Origin of the sequence: Cytobacillus sp. IB215316 (assembly GCF_033963865.1) — a bacterium.
In the GTDB taxonomy this organism is placed as follows: domain Bacteria; phylum Bacillota; class Bacilli; order Bacillales; family SM2101; genus Nanhaiella; species Nanhaiella sioensis.
This window is the reverse complement of record NZ_JAXBMC010000010.1, coordinates 167,116-185,609: the sequence shown is the minus strand read 5'-3', so window position 1 is coordinate 185,609 and position 18,494 is coordinate 167,116. Positions and strand designations below refer to the sequence as shown.

Genomic DNA, 18,494 nt, shown 5'->3' with positions numbered 1-18,494 from the left:
CCACAAAATAAGTCGCGCAATTGTTAATTTTGCGATTGATAATCAAATTTCTGTTATTCGTTTAGAACAATTAACGAATATTAGGCAAACGGCAAGAACAAGCCGTAAAAACGAAAAGAATCTACATACATGGTCTTTTTATCGTTTGGCTCAATTCATTGAATATGAAGCGATTTTAGTTGGTATCAAAGTCGAGTATGTCAATCCAGCTTATACGTCGCAAGCTTGCCCTAATTGTTCGAAACAAAATAAAGCTAAAGACAGAAACTATAAGTGTTCGTGTGGGTTCGAAACCCATCGAGATAGAGTCGATGCAATGAACATTCGTTATGCACCTGTGATTGATGGTAATAGTCAATCAGCCTAAGATGCTATATGCACTGTCTTAGGAAGGGTAATGGCATACCCTAATCTCGAGGTCATACTCCGATAGCAGAAATGCACTTCGGTTTAATCACTCGAGAATCCCACTGATGCCGTAAGACTATCAGCTTGCTCCTTTAGGGGTGGGAGTGTCAAACCCTCATTGTTATTAATAGATCTTCATCTGGTGTGACAAAGACCGTTTGCTGGTTGTCATAAATAACATAGCCTGGTTTTGATCCATTTGGTTTTTTCACGTTTCGAATTTTTGTGTAATCAACAGGTACAGAACTTGAATGCTTTGCTTTACTAAAATATGCTGCGAGATTAGCTGCTTCTAAAATCGTTTGATCGGAAGGTTGGTCATGTCGTATAACAACATGTGAACCTGGTATATCTTTTGTGTGTAGCCATACTTCTTCCTTTCTTGCGACTTTACTTGTTAAATAATCATTCTGCTTATTGTTTTTCCCCACAAGTATTTCTGTCCCGTCACTTGCTTTATAACGTTCAATTTGGGGCTTGTCTAGTTTATTTTTCTTTTGGCCCTTGTGCTTTTTAGATCTAATATATCTTCCTTCAACAAGCTCTTCACGGATTTCTTCGATATCGCTAGCAGTTGCAGATTGAATTTGTTGCTTAAGTGAATCGAAATATATCACTTCTTCCTCAGCATGGCTAATTTGTTCATGAATGAAGGCTATGGATTTTTTTGCTTTTTGATACTTAGTGTAGTAGCTTTGGGCATTATCTGCAGGTGTTTTTCTTGGATCTAAAGGTATTGTTATAGTAGTTCTGTTTTCGTCATAATAGTTCACTACGTCAACTTCACTATCACCTTGGTTAACCATAAATATATTCGCTGTCAACAACTCACCGAGTAGTTTATATTGATCAGCATTTTTGGCTTTATTTAATGAGTTAGTTAATTTTTTTATCTTTTTTTCGTTTTTCTTTTTTTCATTATCAATAAAACGCTCTAGGTCTACAGCTCTTTGCCTGACCCTCTCTCGGTCGGCCTTGCCATAGTAGTATCGATCGAGCAATGTACTGAGTGATGAATATGTTTTAACCTCTCCCTTTATATGGTCTAAGGGAAATAAATAAAAACTCTCTTTCGAGTCATCCCTTGTTATTTGAGGGCAAATATCCATATTTTTCACTTTTAATATGAGAGTCATAAACGCTTTAGGTAATGAATTTCTGTTTGCAATTCCAGCATGTAACATCACTTCTTTAGCGAACATGGGAGAAACTCCAGCAAACGTATTAACTAGTTGTTGATCAAGCTTACCAGCGTTAAAATCGAGTTTTTTCAATATACGATCTTCAGTTACTGAAAAAGGGTTTTCCTTATCTTGTGACGGTGGTGCCACATACTCAAATCCAGGTAAGATTGTTCTGTGACGATTTAAGGCTGGTGTTATATGCTTAATGGAATCAAGAATCACCTGCTCATCTTTATCAACAAGAATAATGTTACTATGCCTTCCCATCAATTCAATAATTAATTGTTTATGAGAAACATCACCTATTTCATTCTTCCCTTTTAATTCAATAATCATAATTCTATCAAGCCCAACCTGCCGAATGCTTTGGATAATACTACCTTCTATATGCTTTCTTAGCAACATACAAAACATCGGTGGCTCAGGCGGGTTGTTGTATTGCTCTTCTGTCAAATGTATTCTCGCGTATGTGGGATGGGCAGAAATCAGTAACTTATGATTTTTTCCTTGCGAACGAATTTGTAGTATTAATTCATTTTGAAAAGGTTGATAAATACGGCTAATACGGCCATTTAATAATAATTGTTGTAATTCGTTAGTTATCGCATATGTAAACAGACCATCAAAGGACATTGTCATTCACCCAATTCTATTTCTAATTTTGTTTTGCGTAATTTCTTAGCTATGAAAACAAACCCTGTCCATCATTTGAATACTCATTAACATGAAAAGTATAGCATTTTTTTGGACAAGTGCGAATAAGCTGTCCTTAGAGATAATTGAAATAACCGTATAGTATAAGGGGTGAAGGTTGGATGAACTGGCATGAAATGCGCTTAGAAGAAGTGGAAAAAGTGATGAATTCCAACTCTGAAACAGGCTTAACTGAGCAAGAAGTAAATCAACGGCAACAAAAAAGTGGTTTGAATGAATTGGATGAAGCCGAGCGACCTTCTGCTTTTTTATTGTTTTTAGCACAATTTAAAGATTTTATGGTTTTAATACTTTTGATTGCTACTTTTATCTCTGGATTGTTAGGTGAGTATATTGATGCCATTGCAATCATTGCTATTGTCTTAATTAATGGTTTTCTTGGTTATTATCAAGAAAGAAGAGCAGAGAGGTCAATGGAGGCACTGAAGGAGTTAGCAGCCCCACAAGTACATGTGTTAAGAAATAAACAATGGTGTCGAATTCCATCTAAGGAACTTGTGTCAGGGGATATAATCCAATTTGTTAGCGGAGATCGGATTGGTGCCGATGTCAGGTTATTACAATCAAACAGTCTTGAAATAGAGGAATCTGCTCTAACTGGAGAATCTGTACCAGTTATGAAGGATATAAATCCAATTTTAGGTTCAAAAACTGCACTAGGTGACAAAAGCAACATGGCATTTATGGGAACGATGGTAACAAGGGGCAGTGGAACTGGCATTGTAATTGGTACTGGAATGAAAACAGAAATGGGGAAGATTGCCAATTTACTCCAGTCGCAACAAACGCTTGAAACACCATTGCAACGCCGCCTTGAACAATTAGGAAAAATCTTAATTGGTGTTGCATTAATATTAACTTTTCTTGTTGTAATTGTTGGTGTGCTTCAAGGGCACGATCTATACAGTATGTTTTTGGCTGGAGTATCCTTAGCTGTAGCTGCTATTCCAGAAGGACTACCTGCAATCGTAACTGTAGCATTATCTCTTGGGGTTCAACGGATGATAAAGCAGAAATCAATTGTACGTAAACTACCTGCAATTGAAACTTTAGGGTGTGCATCAGTCATTTGCTCAGACAAAACTGGAACGTTAACACAAAATAAAATGACAGTTACACATTTGTGGACAGGTGGGGAAACCTGGAATGTAACAGGGACAGGATATGAGCCTAAAGGCAGTTTTTTTGATGGGGATACAGAGGTAGACCCAACAACCAGCAAATCATTTTATCAACTACTTACGTTCGGATTATTATGTAATCATGCTCAAATTAATGAGAAGGATAATCAATTTATTGTTGATGGTGATCCAACTGAAGGTGCTTTAGCTGTAGCTGCGATGAAAGGGAAGCTTTCAAAGCACCAACTACAAGAAGAGTTTAAGATAATTAAAGAGTTCCCATTTGATTCTTCTCGGAAAATGATGTCTATTATTGCTAGTGATAAACAAGGAAAACAATATGTAATCACAAAAGGTGCTCCTGACGTCCTGTTAAAACAATGTGATTCAATTTTGTGGAATGATAAAAAACAGCTACTAAATAACAATTATCGTAATGAAGTGGAAAAATCGATAGCGCGTTTAGCCAATCAAGCTTTAAGAACAATTGCGATAGCTTACAAGCCAATCCCTTCAAATAACAAAATAAGTATGGAGACTGAAGCGGAAAAAGACTTAGTTTTCATAGGGTTACAAGGAATGATTGATCCACCTCGTCCGGAAGTGAAGCAGGCTGTGAAGGAATGTCATGAAGCAGGGATAAAAACAATTATGATTACAGGGGATCATGTAAATACTGCACAAGCGATCGCAAAACAGATTAATATTTTACCTGAGCATGGTTTAGTTCTCGATGGCTCATCATTATCATCTATGAGCGTTGAAGAATTAGAAGAAATTGTTGATGATGTCTATGTTTTTGCTCGTGTATCTCCTGAGCATAAGCTGAAGATAGTCAAAGCGTTACAACAACAAGGTCACATTGTAGCTATGACCGGTGATGGAGTAAATGATGCACCAGCAATTAAAGCGGCCGATATTGGAATATCGATGGGTATTACCGGCACAGATGTAGCTAAAGAATCCTCCTCTTTAGTTCTCGTTGATGATAACTTTGCAACGATTAAAGCTGCGATAAAAGAAGGAAGAAATATTTATGAGAACATTAGGAAGTTTATACGTTATCTACTTGCTTCCAATGTAGGGGAAATTTTAGTTATGCTTTTTGCTATGATTTTAGCCCTTCCGCTACCGTTAGTTCCGATACAAATTTTATGGGTTAATTTAGTAACGGACGGCTTACCAGCTATGGCGCTCGGATTAGATCAGCCTGAAGAAAATGTGATGAAAAGGAGACCTAGAAGTGCTACTGAAGGTGTCTTTGCAAGAGGTTTAGCATGGAAGGTGATTAGTAGAGGCTTTTTAATTGGGATAGTTACTTTAATAGCATTTATCATCACATATTCCCGTAATCCAAATGAATTACAATATGCACAATCAATTGCTTTTGCAACGTTAGTCATGGCTCAATTAATTCATGTATTTGATTGTCGTTCTGAACGATCAATATTTGAACGGAAGCCATTTGAAAACATTTATCTAGTGTTTGCAGTACTATCTTCAATTTTACTATTAATGGTTGTTATCTATTTACCATCTCTACAAGTCATTTTTCACACTTCCTCAATCATGTTAATCGATTGGTTGCTAATTTTAGGATTATCTGCAATTCCAACTTTTTTACTTGCTACTACACATTTTTCAAGAAAATAATTTAATTATATGATATAATACAATTGGTAATGGAGTGTACTCTATTACCTTTTTATCTTAATGCGTGAATCTATATGTGTAAAATAGTGGAATAGAGGCTAGCTCTACCATTAAACTTTGCTTAGACAAGTTCTCTTGAAATGGGTGTGTGTTTATATGGTATACAGTATGACTGGCTTTGGAAGAGCGACAGTTGAGTTGGAGCATTATTCTGTAACTGTTGAAATGAAATCAGTAAATCATCGGTTTAGTGATGTTAGCATTAAAGGGCCAAAATACATATATGCATTAGAAAAAAAAATTAAAAAATTAATTTCTACATATGTAAAACGTGGTCGTATAGAAGTATTTATTACTATAGAAGGTGATGAATTAGTAGAGCGGTCGCTTCAAGTTGACTGGCATTTACTAGATCAATATTACGAAACGATTAAAACTGCAATAGATAAATATAAGCTTCCAGAGCAAATAACGATAAAGCAATTGTTTTCATTACATGATGTCGTCATGATTAAAGAAAAAGACGGTGGAAATGAACAAATTGAGAACACAGTACTTGAAGCGATTGAGGATGCTGTAGTACAGTTGAAAAGAACACGTTATTCCGAAGGACAGCAACTGCTAATTGATATATCAACTCAATTAGAAAAAATGCAAAATAGCGTGAATGTCGTTTCAAAAAGATCAGAAATTGTGTATGATTTATACCGAGAAAAAATAACGAAACGTATTTCTGAATTTTTATCAGGTACAGTCGATGAACAGCGACTACTAACTGAAGTTGCTATTTTCGCCGATAAAGCGGATATTAATGAAGAATTAACACGAATTAATAGCCATATTAGCCATTTTTTCGACACGATGCAACGTAAGCAAGAAATTGGCAGGAAACTAGATTTTTTCGTGCAAGAATTAAATCGTGAGATAAATACAATTGGCTCAAAAGCAAATGACGTATTAATTGCTCAGCATGTTGTTGAAATGAAAAGCTTTCTGGAAAAAATAAAGGAGCAAGTACAAAACATTGAATAAGTTTCAGTGGTTACAGCAGAGCTATGACGGCTAAACTAATTAAGTAACATATAGGAGGATCCGTTATGTCTATAAAATTAATTAATATAGGTTTCGGTAACATCGTTTCAGCAAATCGTATCATTTCTATTGTCAGCCCTGAATCTGCTCCTATAAAAAGGATTATTCAAGAAGCTCGTGATCGTGGAAAGCTTATTGATGCAACTTACGGTAGAAGAACGAGAGCTGTCCTTGTGATGGATAGTGAACATGTTATTCTTTCTGCGGTGCAGCCTGAGACAGTGGCACAACGTTTAATAAACAAGGATGATTTATCTGATGAAGGGTAGGTTCAAAAATAAGTTATGAAAGAAAGAGGTTTATTAATAGTACTTTCGGGACCTTCTGGTGTTGGAAAAGGTACAGTACGTAAGGCATTATTTTCACAAACTGATATAAAGTTACATTATTCAATTTCAATGACTACCCGTAAGCCACGTGAAGGGGAAGTCGATGGGGTGGATTACTTTTTTAAATCAAGAGAAGAGTTTGAATCGTTAATAGCACAATCTAAACTGCTCGAATGGGCAGAGTTTGTAGGGAATTACTATGGAACTCCTGTAGATTATGTTGAAAAGACTCTTCAAGAAGGTAAGGATGTCTTCTTAGAAATTGAAGTTCAAGGTGCTATGCAGGTTCGTAAAGCATTTCCTGAGGGCTTGTTTATTTTCCTTATGCCTCCGAGTTTAACTGAATTAGAAAATAGAATTACTACTCGAGGTACTGAATCAAATGAGGTAATTAATAATCGAATGAACGCTGCTAGGCAAGAAATTGAAATGATGAACGCTTACGACTACGTTGTAGAAAACGATGAGGTTGAACTAGCGTGTGAACGCATAAAAGCAATCGTTACGGCAGAACATTGTCGCAGAGATAGAATTGCTAACCGATATAGAAAAATGTTGGAGGTTGAATAAAAAAATGTTATATCCATCTATTGATTCTTTAATGGGGAAGTTACATTCAAAATATACCCTTGTAACTGTTGCGTCAAAGAGGGCTCGTGATATGCAAGAAAATAATAATGCAATGCTTGAAAAGACGGTATCAGAGAAATATGTAGGTAAGGCGTTAGAAGAAATAAATGAAGGTATTCTAACATATAAGAATAAATAAGAAATTTCAAATGGATCAATGACAACCTATATTCTTAGGTTGTTTTTTTATCAACAATAGTTTTTCATACATTTTTTATTTTTTAGCTTTTTTAAGAGCTTAACATGAATATGGCTAACGATCGTGGCATCTTTTCTTCAGTACAACGATGACCTACACATAAACCACTTTTTAGTATGCCAATTTGGTAATATTAGTACAAAGTATACGAAAGAGCCTTTTTAAATGGCTGTTTTCAACATTGATTGTTTTTTCGCTTTAAGAGCTTAACATGAATATGGCTAACGATCGTGGCATCTTTTCTTCAATACAACGATGACCTACACGTAAAACCACTTTTTAGAATGCCAATTTGGTAATATTAGTACAAAGTACAAGAAAAGAGCCTTTTTAAATACAGAAATAGTAATTTCATTCCAAGGTGGCGAAAATTATGTTGTTAAATAAAAATATATTGTTATGTGTGAGTGGAGGCATTGCTGTGTATAAAGCAGCTGCTTTAGCTAGTAAGCTGACTCAAGCTGAGGCAAATGTAAAAGTTATAATGACAGAATCTGCTTGCGAATTTGTAACACCATTGACATTTCAGGCACTTACTAGAAATGATGTATATATTGACACTTTTGATGAGAAAAACCCGTCTAAGATTGCTCATATCGATGTAGCTGATTGGGCTGACATCGTCTTAATTGCTCCCGCTACGGCAAATGTTATCGGCAAACTTGCGAATGGGATAGCTGATGATATGTTAACTACTACGTTATTAGCAACGACTGCGCCAGTGTGGGTTGCTCCAGCAATGAATGTCCATATGTATGATCATCCAGCTGTAACACAAAATATTAGCAAGTTAGCAAGCTTTGGATATGAATTTATTGAGCCTAGTGAAGGATATTTAGCGTGTGGATACGTTGGAAAAGGAAGGTTAGAAGAACCGGAAAATATCGTTAAACTATTAACTGAACATTTTTCTAACAGTAAAAAGCCTTTAAAAGGGAAAAAAATGATTGTGACTGCTGGACCAACACGGGAAAGAATTGACCCGGTTCGTTATTTCACAAATTACTCTTCTGGGAAAATGGGTTATGCAATTGCTGAAGAAGCAGCTCGTTTAGGTGCAGACGTCGTTTTAATATCTGGACCTACAAACATTGATCCACCGTTAAATGTTGAAACCATAAAAGTAGAATCTGCTCAAGATATGTTGAATGAGATACTGAAATTATATGACCATAGTGATATTGTCGTTAAATGTGCAGCTGTAGCAGATTATCGTCCAAAGAATGAGCGGAAGCAGAAAATAAAAAAACAACCTGATGATTACATTGTTGAAATGGAACGTACAACAGATATCTTAAAAACATTAGGTGAAAGAAAAGAGCATCAATTACTAATTGGCTTTGCAGCTGAAACCGATCGTGTTGAAGAGTATGCCCTAGCCAAGATGAAGAAAAAGAATCTAGATATGATCGTAGCGAATAAGGTTGATGATCACGGTGCTGGTTTTGGTGTAGATACGAATATCGTCACAATTTATAAACAAGATCATACGAAAATAGCGCTCCCTTTATTAACTAAAAAAGAGGTTGCCGAATCTTTATTATTAGAAATAAGAAAAATGGTTGATGTTCATATATGAAAATAGCAAGCGTAATTGTTGATGTTCCAGCACATCAAACTGACAAAACATTTGATTATGAAATCCCTGCTAAATGGACTGTGATTATTCAAGAAGGGATGAGAGTGGTTGTTCCGTTCGGCTCAAGAAAGGTACAAGGTTTTGTAGTAGAAATAAAAAACCACTCAGACTTTGATAAATTAAAGCCTATTCAAACAATATTAGACGTTACGCCAGTGTTGAATAATGAGTTACTTAATTTGGGGTCTTGGTTATCGAATTATGCACTTTGTTATACTATTTCAGCTTATCAAGCAATGCTCCCAGCAGCGTTGAGGGCAAAATATGACAAAGAAATAAAGTTGAGCTCGTCAGCAAGCTTAATGGACTTACCAAACCAATTACAACAATTGTTTAGCAGCAAACAGACAGTGCTATGGAAAGAACTTGAACAATCAGATATGTTGTATGATATTCAAAATGAAGTGCGGCAAGGTAATTTAGAAGTGATTTATCAAGTCAAAGATCGTGCCAAAATGAAAAAAAACAAAGTAATTAGCTTGGGAATCTCGATTGATGAAATTGATCACATTGTAGAGAGTTTACCAAAGCAAGCTGGTAAGCAAAAGGAAATACTCAGCTATTTTCGTGAACATTCTTCTGAGATCTCCAAAAAGGAGCTAGCTCAAATGTTTGGGAACACTTCTGCTATTAAATCATTATTGGATAAAAGCTTCCTAATCGAGCGTGAAAAAGAAGTGTATCGAAATCCGTTTGAAGGTCGCGTATTTGAGAGAACTCATCCATTACCATTAACAAATGAACAACAGGAAGTCATTTCACCAATATTAAGTGATATTGAAAAAGAAATTCATAGTGTTTTTTTAATGTACGGTGTAACGGGTAGTGGAAAAACTGAAGTATATTTGCAATCAATTGATGCAGTTCTTAAAAAAGGGAAAGAAGCAATCGTATTAGTTCCTGAAATATCATTAACCCCTCAAATGGTAAAAAGGTTTAAAGGAAGATTTGGATCAAAAGTTGCTGTTATGCACAGTGGTTTAAGCACGGGTGAAAAATACGATGAATGGAGAAAAATACAAAGGAATGAAGTGAGCGTTGTAGTTGGAGCAAGGTCTGCGATCTTTGCACCATTTGATAATGTAGGAATTATCATTATTGATGAGGAACATGAAACGAGTTATAAACAAGAGGAAAACCCTAGGTATCATGCTCGAGATGTTGCAATTTATCGAGGTGAGTATCATAATTGTCCAGTTGTGCTTGGCAGTGCAACGCCGACGTTAGAATCATTCGCTAGAGCCAAAAAAGATGTGTATAAACTATTAACACTGTCTAAACGTATGAACGACCAACCATTGCCAACAGTAGATATCGTTGACATGCGAGAAGAGCTTAGGAGTGGGAATAGATCAATGTTCTCTACCCTATTATTTGAGAGATTAATGAATCGGATTGAAAAGGGAGAACAAGCTGTGTTACTGCTGAACAAACGTGGCTATTCTTCTTTTGTCATGTGCCGTGATTGTGGTTTTGTTGTCCAATGTCCACATTGTGATATATCTCTCACGTACCATAGAACTGAACATCAGCTGAAATGTCATTATTGTGGATACGAACAACAAGCTGTTAATGAATGTCCCGAATGTCAAAGTGATCATATACGTTTTTTTGGAACGGGTACACAAAAAGTCGAGGAAGAATTAACTAAAGTAATTCCAAATGCACGAGTAATTAGAATGGATGTTGATACAACGAGTCGTAAGGGTGCGCACGAGCGTTTATTAAATGACTTTGGTGAAGGGAAAGCAGATATTTTGTTAGGTACACAAATGATAGCTAAAGGGCTTGATTTCCCAAATGTTACATTGGTTGGTGTACTAACAGCAGATACAATACTTCATATTCCAGATTTTCGTTCATCTGAAAAGACTTTCCAATTATTAACCCAAGTGAGTGGTCGAGCAGGTCGACATGAATTACCAGGTGAAGTCGTTATTCAAACATACACACCTGAGCATTATAGTATTCAATTAGCAAGTGAACATAATTATGATATTTTTTATCAAAAGGAAATGGTTCTTAGAAAGCTTCATCAATACCCACCATTCTATTATCTTGCATTAATTACAGTTTCACATGCTCAATTATTAAAAGTCGTAGATATAACTGAAAAAATTACTGCATATTTAAGACAACAATTAAGTGACCGAACAATCATATATGGTCCTGTAGCATCACCGGTGGCGCGAGTAAATAATAGATATCGATACCAATGCATGGTAAAATACAAAAATGAACCCAAACTAAGATTAGCTTTAAAGAAAATAATAGATAAATACCAAGCAGAGATGCTTAGAAATAACTTATCTGTTGCTATTGATTTAAATCCACACATACTCATGTGATTAAATACAGAAGAAATTTAAAGTTAACGTATGGACTAGTAAAGTAAGAACGTATAATGAATGGTAATAGGTCATGAAATGGTTACGGACTTATTCATTCTATAGAAGGGCAGGATGAGCATGACAAGAGTAGTATTTATGGGAACTCCAGATTTTTCTGTTCCCGTATTGCAACAATTAATTAATGATGGATACGACGTAATAGCAGTTGTAACACAACCAGATCGTCCGAAAGGAAGAAAGAGAGTTTTGACCCCACCCCCTGTGAAGGTGGAAGCTGAAAAGCATGGCATACCCATTTTACAACCAGAAAGGCTTAGTTTAAAAGATGAGTATGATAAGGTGCTCAGTTTACAACCAGATTTAATTGTGACGGCAGCTTTCGGTCAACTTTTACCGATAGAAATACTAGAAACTCCTAAGTTTGGCTGTATTAATGTTCATGCTTCACTACTTCCTGAACTTAGGGGTGGTGCACCAATCCATTATGCTATTATGGAAGGGAAAAAGAAATCTGGGATTACGATCATGTATATGGAAAAGAAGCTTGATGCTGGAGACATTATTACTCAAGTAGAGGTTCCAATAGCAGAAACTGATCATGTGGGTACATTACATGATAAGTTAAGTGTTGCTGGTGCTAAGCTATTATCAGAAACAGTTCCTTTGTTACTAAACAATGAGATTAAAGCAACAAAACAACATGAAGACGAAGTTACTTTTGCTTATAATATTAAGCGTGAACAAGAAAAAATAGATTGGTCTAGACCTGGAGATGCAATTTATAATCAGATTCGTGGCCTTCACCCATGGCCTGTAGCATATACAATGCTAGATGGACAGGTAATGAAAGTTTGGTGGGGAGAAAAGTTGAGTACACATAATGATCACGTAGCTGGAACAATTACCTCTATTGAACAGGATGGTTTTATCGTATCCACTGGCGATGATACTAGTATAAAAATTACTGAGCTACAGCCAGCAGGCAAGAAGCGCATGACTGCTGAAGAATATTTACGTGGCATGGGTTCTTCATTGCAAGTTGGTGTACAATTAGGAGAAGGACATGAAAAAAAGTAATGTAAGAAATGTTGCACTTGATATACTACTTTCTATAGAAAAAAATCAATCGTATAGCAATATTTTATTAAATCGTATGATAGAAAAAAATCACCTAAATAGCAAAGACGTCGGTCTTCTTACAGAAATAGTTTACGGGACGATTCAACGAAAAATGACGCTTGATTATTTTTTACGTCCGTTTACACAATCTAAACGTAAGATAGAAAAGTGGGTATACATCCTTTTAAGAATGTCTGCTTATCAAATGGTATACCTTGACCGAGTCCCTGACCGCGCGATCATTTTTGAAGCAGTAGAAATTGCCAAGCAACGGGGGCATAAAGGTATTTCTTCAATGGTAAACGGGGTTTTAAGAGCATATCAACGGGAAGGAGCTCCTTCCTTCGCAGAAATTACGGATCCTTATGAGCGTCTAGCTATTGAAACGAGTCACCCTAAATGGCTCATCAAACGCTGGGTTGACCAATTAGGTTATGAAGCTACTAAACAAATGTGTGAAGTAAATTTGATGCCTCCAGTTCAAACTGTTAGAGTGAATACGAATAAGTTGACGAAAGACGAGCTGTTAGCCCATCTAAATAATGAAGGATATGACGTTGTACAAGGTGATCTGTCAGACGATGCAATAAAAAGTATGAAAGGAAATCTTGCGAAAACAACAGCCTTCCAAGAAGGTTTGTTTACCGTCCAAGATGAAAGCTCTATGCTTGTAGCTAAATCTTTAAATGTAAAGGTGCATAACACTATTCTTGATGCGTGTAGTGCGCCAGGGGGGAAGGCTACACATATAGCGGAACTATTAAAAAATACAGGACGAGTTGTGTCGATTGATCTTCATAAACATAAGGTGAAGCTTGTTCAAGAGCAGGTAGATAGGTTAGAGCTGTCAAATGTTGAAACAAATGTGCTTGATAGCAGAGAAGTTCAGCAATATTATGCGCAAGAAAGCTTTGATAGAATTCTTGTTGATGCACCTTGTTCGGGGCTAGGAGTTGTTAGAAGAAAACCGGACATCAAGTATGCCAAGACAGAGGAAGATGTATTGAAGTTAGCGGAAATCCAAATGAGTATTTTAAAAGCTGTAGCACCTTTATTAAAAAAAGATGGGATATTGGTATATAGTACATGTACAATAGATAAAGCTGAAAATAGCGATGTCATCGATAAGTTCTTACTAGAACATGAAGATTATGAACAGGATTTAACAATTAATGAGAGGCTCCCAGAAAATGTACGTCCATATGTTCAAAATGGACAGCTTCAGCTTTTGCCTCATTATTTTAAAACAGATGGTTTTTATATAGCATGTTTAAGAAAGCGGGTGTAATGTAAATGGAAGATACAACAAAAACAGAACAAAAGAACAATACAACTAATGATGTGATTAAACCTTCTATTTACTCGTTGAAATTAGAAGAATTACAAAGCTGGCTCAAGTCGAATGGTGAAAAGTCTTATAGAGCTAAACAGGTTTTTGAATGGCTTTATATAAAAAGGGTTGATTCATTCGATGATATGACCAACTTATCAAAAAGTTTGAGAGAATTATTGGTGCAACATTTTTCGATCACTACTCTAAAAACGATTATTCAACAAACATCATCGGATGGAACGATGAAGTTTTTATTCGAATTGTATGATGGTTACTCAATAGAAACCGTGTTAATGACGCATAATTATGGAAATTCTGTTTGTGTAACTACACAGGTTGGATGTCGAATAGGTTGCACATTTTGTGCATCAACTTTAGGTGGTCTAAAACGAAATCTTACTGCCGGCGAAATCGTTGCACAAGTTGTAACAGTTCAAAAGGCGTTAGATGAATTAAATGAACGTGTCAGTCATGTTGTGATAATGGGTATTGGTGAACCATTTGATAATTATGATCAAATGCTATCCTTTCTAAAAATTATCAATGATGATGCAGGTTTAAACATAGGTGCGAGACACATTACAGTTTCAACGAGTGGTATTATTCCTAAAATTTATCAATTTGCAGATGAGAACATGCAAATTAATTTTGCTATATCACTACATGCACCAAATTCAGATATAAGAAGTAATTTAATGCCTATTAATAGGGCTTATAAATTGCCGGAATTAATGGATGCGGTACGTTATTATATTGACAAAACGGGAAGGCGCGTATCATTTGAATATGGTTTGTTTGGTGGGGTCAATGATCAAGTTGAACACGCAGAAGAGTTGGCCAAGCTGATAAAAGGAATTAACTGTCATGTGAACTTAATTCCAGTTAACTATGTGCCAGAACGCGATTATGTACGCACGCCGAAAAATCAAATATTTGCTTTTGAGAAAACGTTGAAGAAACGTGGAATCAATGTAACGATCAGACGTGAACATGGACATGATATCGATGCAGCCTGTGGTCAATTACGTGCAAAGGAACGTAAAGAGGAGACGAGGTGAACGTTGTGAATTCAGTATTTCTCACAGACAAGGGGAAAGTTCGTCCTCATAACGAGGATAATGGTGGGATATTCAAAAATCAACATGGAGATCTTCTTGTAATCGTAGCAGACGGTATGGGAGGTCATAGAGCAGGTGATGTTGCTAGTGAAATGACGAGTAATCAATTACGAGATTTTTGGGAGAACAATGAACGTATCAACACACCAGAAGAAGCTGAGAAGTGGATAATGGAGCATGTCGTGAAAGTGAACGAAGCCCTGTTTAAACATGCTCATGACAATCCTCACTGTAATGGAATGGGTACAACTTTAGTCGTAGCATTATGCACATCTAACTTTACAACAGTTGGGCATATTGGTGATAGTCGTTGTTACCTTCTAAATGATACGGGCTTTTCTCAGCTTACAGAAGACCATTCTTTAGTTAACGAATTGGTTCGTTCAGGTCAAATCACCAAAGAAGACGCAGAACATCATCCAAGAAAAAATGTTTTACTTAGAGCGTTAGGAACTGAGGAGGATATCAAACTCGACATAAAGACCATTATTTTAGAAGAGGATGATATACTCCTATTATGCTCCGATGGACTATCTAATAAAATATCAGAAGATGAATTTACCTCGACATTACAGTCTGACCTTTCGTTAAGTGAGAAAGCTCATGCATTCATCGATCTTGCTAACGAGCATGGGGGCGAGGACAATATAACGCTTTCGATCATCGAATATACATCGGAATATGAGAGCAGGTGATCTAAAATGTTAATTGGAAAACGTCTAAATGATAGATATGATATTGTTGAGGTGGTCGGTGGAGGGGGAATGGCTAACGTTTACCTTGCCAAAGATATGATTCTTGACAGGGAGGTTGCCATCAAAGTTTTGCGCTTAGATTTTTCTCATGATGAGGATTTCATAAGACGCTTTCGACGAGAAGCCCAAGCTGCAACGAGCTTATCCCACCCTAATATAGTGACGATTTATGATGTGGGAGAAGAGGATAATATTTATTACATTGTTATGGAGTATGTACGTGGAAAAACATTGAAGCAATATATTCAAGCATACGCTCCTTTGTCAGTGCAGGAAACTTTAAATATTATGGAACAATTGACATCAGCAATTTCTCACGCTCACCAAAACCAAATCGTTCACCGAGACATTAAACCACAAAATATATTAGTTAACAATAACGGAACAGTGAAAATTACGGACTTCGGTATAGCAATGGCATTAAGCTCAACTACGATTACACATACTAATTCTGTATTAGGTTCTGTTCATTATTTATCTCCTGAACAAGCGCGTGGTGGTTTGGCGAATAAAAAATCTGATATCTATTCATTAGGTATTGTCATGTTTGAATTGTTGACCGGAGAAATACCATTCTCTGGCGAGTCTGTAGTGTCTATCGCACTAAAACATTTACAATCAGAAACACCATCACCAAAAAGGTGGAATCCGGACATCCCTCAAAGTGTAGAAAATATTATTTTAAAATCTACTGCAAAAGATACGTTGCATAGGTATGATTCTGTAGACGACATGGAAGCTGATATAAGATCAGCTCTTGATCCACAGAAAATGACAGAAGAAAAATTCACACTGCCTGTTGAAGATGATGAGGTTACGAAAGCGATTCCGGTGTTAACTAACGAGAAGTTGTTAGCTAATGAAAAAACAAAGGTACAAGAGCCACAACAGCCACAACAGCCATCATCTGAGGAAACAAAACAACTTAAAAAAAACAAGCGAAAAAGACTTCCTATGATTATTACTACGACGTTTTTTATGTTAGTCATTGCGGCGGTCTTAGCTGTGACCCTTATTCCTTCTTTATTAACACCAGATGATGTTGCAGTACCCGACGTTAAAAATATGGAGTACGATGAAGCTGTAAAAAAGCTTGAAGCATTAGATCTTGTTATTACAAAAACAATAGATCAAACAAGTGATGAAGTCATTGAAAGCCTTGTTATTAAGACTGATCCTGAAGACGGTGCTATGGTAAAACCTGGTGCAGGAATAAATATTTATAGAAGCAGTGGGAAAGAAAAATTTGAGTTTGGTGATTATATAGGGGACGATTACAACAGAACAAAAGACCAATTGCAAGAAAAACATAATTTTACAGATGTTACTAAAAGGGAACAGTCAAGTGATGAATATGATGCTGGAATAATCATTGATCAATCCCCAGATCCGGATTCCCTTGTCATACCGGATGAGCAGGAAGTAATTTTTACTGTCAGTAAGGGACCCGAAAAAATAATATTGAAGGATTTGACTCTAAGATCACAAAAAGGAGTCAACGACTATGCTGAAGAAACAGGTTTAAATATTAAAATAGAAGATGAATTTGATGATGAAGTCGCAAAAGGTTTGGTTTTTAAACAATCACCACAAGAAGGTACAGAGTTAGATAAAGGTGCTGAAGTGATAGTTTATTTATCAAAGGGCAAAGAGGAAGAACCAGAAGAACCAGAAGAACCAGAAGAGACCATAAAGACGCTTGAACAAACTTTTATAATACCTTTTGAGCCTAAATATGACGGAGATACATTTAATGAAATTGTTATTTATATTGACGATGCGGAAAGATATATAAATGAGGTATACGATAAATTCGATATAACTGAAACGATTGATAAAAAAATTGAGTTTATTATAGAGAAAGGCGGCAAAGCAGAATATAAAATTTTGCGTGATAAAATAATTCTTTATGAAGAAACGATTCGATACAAAGATATTCAAGACTAGATAGTAGGAGTGAGTCAATGCTAGAAGGTAAAATCATCAAAGCTTTGAGTGGATTTTATTACGTGTATAACGATGGACAAACGGTTCAATGTCGAGGTAGAGGTGTATTTCGAAAAAAAAATATTACACCACTAGTTGGTGATCAAGTTGTCTATCAAGCAGATAATGATCAAGAAGGATATATATTGGACATTAAGGAACGGAAAAATGAATTGAACCGTCCGCCAATTGCTAATGTTGATCAGGCAATCTTAGTATTTTCTGCATTTGAGCCTGCTTTTAGCACAGCATTACTAGATCGTTTTTTAGTATTGATAGAGTCAAAGAATATTGAGCCGCTTATTTGTATAAGTAAAATTGATTTAGCCAGTGAGACATTGATTCAAGAAATTCACCAATATGCTGATGATTATCGCCAAATTGGATATGAAGTAGTTTTGACATCGTCGATTACAACGGAAGGTATTCAAAAGCTCACACCTTTCTTGAATAACCATATTTCTGTTTTTGCAGGCCAATCTGGTGTTGGGAAATCTTCATTACTCAATGCACTCAGGCCAGAGTTGGAATTAAAGACAGACGATATTTCTTCACATCTAGGGAGAGGAAAACATACTACACGTCATGTGGAGTTATTATCCATCGGTAATGGGTTAGTCGCCGATACCCCAGGATTTAGTTCTTTGGATTTTACCGATATTGAAGCGAATGAGCTTTCTTATTGTTTCCCCGAGATGAGCGACATAAGTTCACGTTGTAAATTTCGGGGATGCACTCATGTATCGGAACCTAAGTGTGCTGTAAAAGATGCTGTAAAATCCGGTACTATAGCTTCTTATCGCTATGATCACTATATTCATTTTTTACAAGAAATTAATGATAGAAAGCCGAGGTATTAATGT

General features: G+C 36.1%; 15 protein-coding genes. 14 read left to right on the top strand and 1 reads right to left on the bottom strand.

The genetic code is table 11. The features are described 5' to 3' along the window. Positions 1-367: transposase (locus SLH48_RS16005; protein WP_320258966.1), on the top strand; the 367-nt coding region annotated here is incomplete at its 5' end. 148 nt (positions 368-515) lie between these two features. On the opposite strand, the gene SLH48_RS16000 is transcribed toward SLH48_RS16005, so the two are convergent. Next, positions 516-2,225, bottom strand: coding sequence for an NFACT family protein (locus tag SLH48_RS16000; protein WP_320258965.1), 1,710 nt, complete (start codon positions 2,223-2,225; stop codon positions 516-518). A gap of 182 nt (positions 2,226-2,407) precedes the next feature. Here SLH48_RS16000 and SLH48_RS15995 point away from each other — a divergent pair, with 182 nt between their 5' ends. From SLH48_RS15995 to rsgA, 13 genes are all read left to right on the top strand, one after another. Then, the gene (locus SLH48_RS15995) at positions 2,408-5,080 is read left to right on the top strand and encodes a calcium-translocating P-type ATPase, SERCA-type (RefSeq protein ID WP_320258964.1); all 2,673 of its coding nucleotides are present in this window, start codon (positions 2,408-2,410) and stop codon (positions 5,078-5,080) included. A gap of 156 nt (positions 5,081-5,236) precedes the next feature. Next, the gene (locus SLH48_RS15990) at positions 5,237-6,112 is read left to right on the top strand and encodes a YicC/YloC family endoribonuclease (RefSeq protein WP_320258963.1); all 876 of its coding nucleotides are present in this window, start codon (positions 5,237-5,239) and stop codon (positions 6,110-6,112) included. A gap of 65 nt (positions 6,113-6,177) precedes the next feature. Further along, positions 6,178-6,441, top strand: coding sequence for an extracellular matrix/biofilm regulator RemA (gene remA, locus SLH48_RS15985; RefSeq protein WP_320208645.1), 264 nt, complete (start codon positions 6,178-6,180; stop codon positions 6,439-6,441). Positions 6,442-6,456: 15 nt separating this feature from the next. After that, the gene (gene gmk / locus SLH48_RS15980) at positions 6,457-7,071 is read left to right on the top strand and encodes a guanylate kinase (RefSeq protein ID WP_320258962.1); all 615 of its coding nucleotides are present in this window, start codon (positions 6,457-6,459) and stop codon (positions 7,069-7,071) included. 4 nt (positions 7,072-7,075) lie between these two features. Continuing rightward, the gene (rpoZ, locus tag SLH48_RS15975; protein WP_214482777.1) at positions 7,076-7,270 is read left to right on the top strand and encodes a DNA-directed RNA polymerase subunit omega; all 195 of its coding nucleotides are present in this window, start codon (positions 7,076-7,078) and stop codon (positions 7,268-7,270) included. 433 nt (positions 7,271-7,703) lie between these two features. Next, entirely contained in the window at positions 7,704-8,909 is a 1,206-nt protein-coding gene (coaBC, locus tag SLH48_RS15970; RefSeq protein ID WP_320258961.1) for a bifunctional phosphopantothenoylcysteine decarboxylase/phosphopantothenate--cysteine ligase CoaBC, read from the top strand. Next, positions 8,906-11,317: a primosomal protein N' gene (gene priA, locus SLH48_RS15965; RefSeq protein WP_320258960.1), complete on the top strand. Its 2,412-nt coding sequence runs from the start codon at positions 8,906-8,908 to the stop codon at positions 11,315-11,317. Before coaBC ends, priA begins: the two co-directional genes overlap by 4 nt. Before the next feature lie 120 nt (positions 11,318-11,437). After that, positions 11,438-12,397: a methionyl-tRNA formyltransferase gene (gene fmt / locus SLH48_RS15960; RefSeq protein ID WP_214482778.1), complete on the top strand. Its 960-nt coding sequence runs from the start codon at positions 11,438-11,440 to the stop codon at positions 12,395-12,397. Continuing rightward, positions 12,384-13,727 (top strand): 16S rRNA (cytosine(967)-C(5))-methyltransferase RsmB, encoded by a 1,344-nt coding sequence (gene rsmB / locus SLH48_RS15955; RefSeq protein WP_320258959.1) that lies wholly within the window; start codon positions 12,384-12,386, stop codon positions 13,725-13,727. The genes fmt and rsmB overlap by 14 nt, the downstream gene beginning before the upstream one ends. A gap of 5 nt (positions 13,728-13,732) precedes the next feature. Beyond that, the gene (gene rlmN / locus SLH48_RS15950; protein ID WP_214482637.1) at positions 13,733-14,830 is read left to right on the top strand and encodes a 23S rRNA (adenine(2503)-C(2))-methyltransferase RlmN; all 1,098 of its coding nucleotides are present in this window, start codon (positions 13,733-13,735) and stop codon (positions 14,828-14,830) included. Between the two features lie 5 nt (positions 14,831-14,835). Continuing rightward, the gene (locus tag SLH48_RS15945; protein WP_320258970.1) at positions 14,836-15,585 is read left to right on the top strand and encodes a Stp1/IreP family PP2C-type Ser/Thr phosphatase; all 750 of its coding nucleotides are present in this window, start codon (positions 14,836-14,838) and stop codon (positions 15,583-15,585) included. 6 nt (positions 15,586-15,591) lie between these two features. Then, the gene (pknB, locus tag SLH48_RS15940) at positions 15,592-17,592 is read left to right on the top strand and encodes a Stk1 family PASTA domain-containing Ser/Thr kinase (RefSeq protein WP_320258958.1); all 2,001 of its coding nucleotides are present in this window, start codon (positions 15,592-15,594) and stop codon (positions 17,590-17,592) included. A 17-nt stretch (positions 17,593-17,609) separates the two neighbouring features. Further along, the gene (gene rsgA / locus SLH48_RS15935; protein WP_214482639.1) at positions 17,610-18,491 is read left to right on the top strand and encodes a ribosome small subunit-dependent GTPase A; all 882 of its coding nucleotides are present in this window, start codon (positions 17,610-17,612) and stop codon (positions 18,489-18,491) included. Positions 18,492-18,494 lie beyond the last annotated feature (3 nt).

Bases quoted from the DNA above. Each gene is read 5' to 3' on its own strand.
- gmk (WP_320258962.1), top strand. From the start codon at position 6,457: ATGAAAGAAAGAGGTTTATTAATAGTACTTTCGGGACCTTCTGGTGTT.
- SLH48_RS16000 (WP_320258965.1), bottom strand. From the start codon at position 2,225: ATGTCCTTTGATGGTCTGTTTACATATGCGATAACTAACGAATTACAA.
- pknB (WP_320258958.1), top strand. From the start codon at position 15,592: ATGTTAATTGGAAAACGTCTAAATGATAGATATGATATTGTTGAGGTG.
- coaBC (WP_320258961.1), top strand. From the start codon at position 7,704: ATGTTGTTAAATAAAAATATATTGTTATGTGTGAGTGGAGGCATTGCT.
- fmt (WP_214482778.1), top strand. From the start codon at position 11,438: ATGACAAGAGTAGTATTTATGGGAACTCCAGATTTTTCTGTTCCCGTA.
- SLH48_RS15995 (WP_320258964.1), top strand. From the start codon at position 2,408: ATGAACTGGCATGAAATGCGCTTAGAAGAAGTGGAAAAAGTGATGAAT.
- rsmB (WP_320258959.1), top strand. From the start codon at position 12,384: ATGAAAAAAAGTAATGTAAGAAATGTTGCACTTGATATACTACTTTCT.
- rpoZ (WP_214482777.1), top strand. From the start codon at position 7,076: ATGTTATATCCATCTATTGATTCTTTAATGGGGAAGTTACATTCAAAA.
- SLH48_RS15990 (WP_320258963.1), top strand. From the start codon at position 5,237: ATGGTATACAGTATGACTGGCTTTGGAAGAGCGACAGTTGAGTTGGAG.
- rsgA (WP_214482639.1), top strand. From the start codon at position 17,610: ATGCTAGAAGGTAAAATCATCAAAGCTTTGAGTGGATTTTATTACGTG.
- rlmN (WP_214482637.1), top strand. From the start codon at position 13,733: ATGGAAGATACAACAAAAACAGAACAAAAGAACAATACAACTAATGAT.
- remA (WP_320208645.1), top strand. From the start codon at position 6,178: ATGTCTATAAAATTAATTAATATAGGTTTCGGTAACATCGTTTCAGCA.
- priA (WP_320258960.1), top strand. From the start codon at position 8,906: ATGAAAATAGCAAGCGTAATTGTTGATGTTCCAGCACATCAAACTGAC.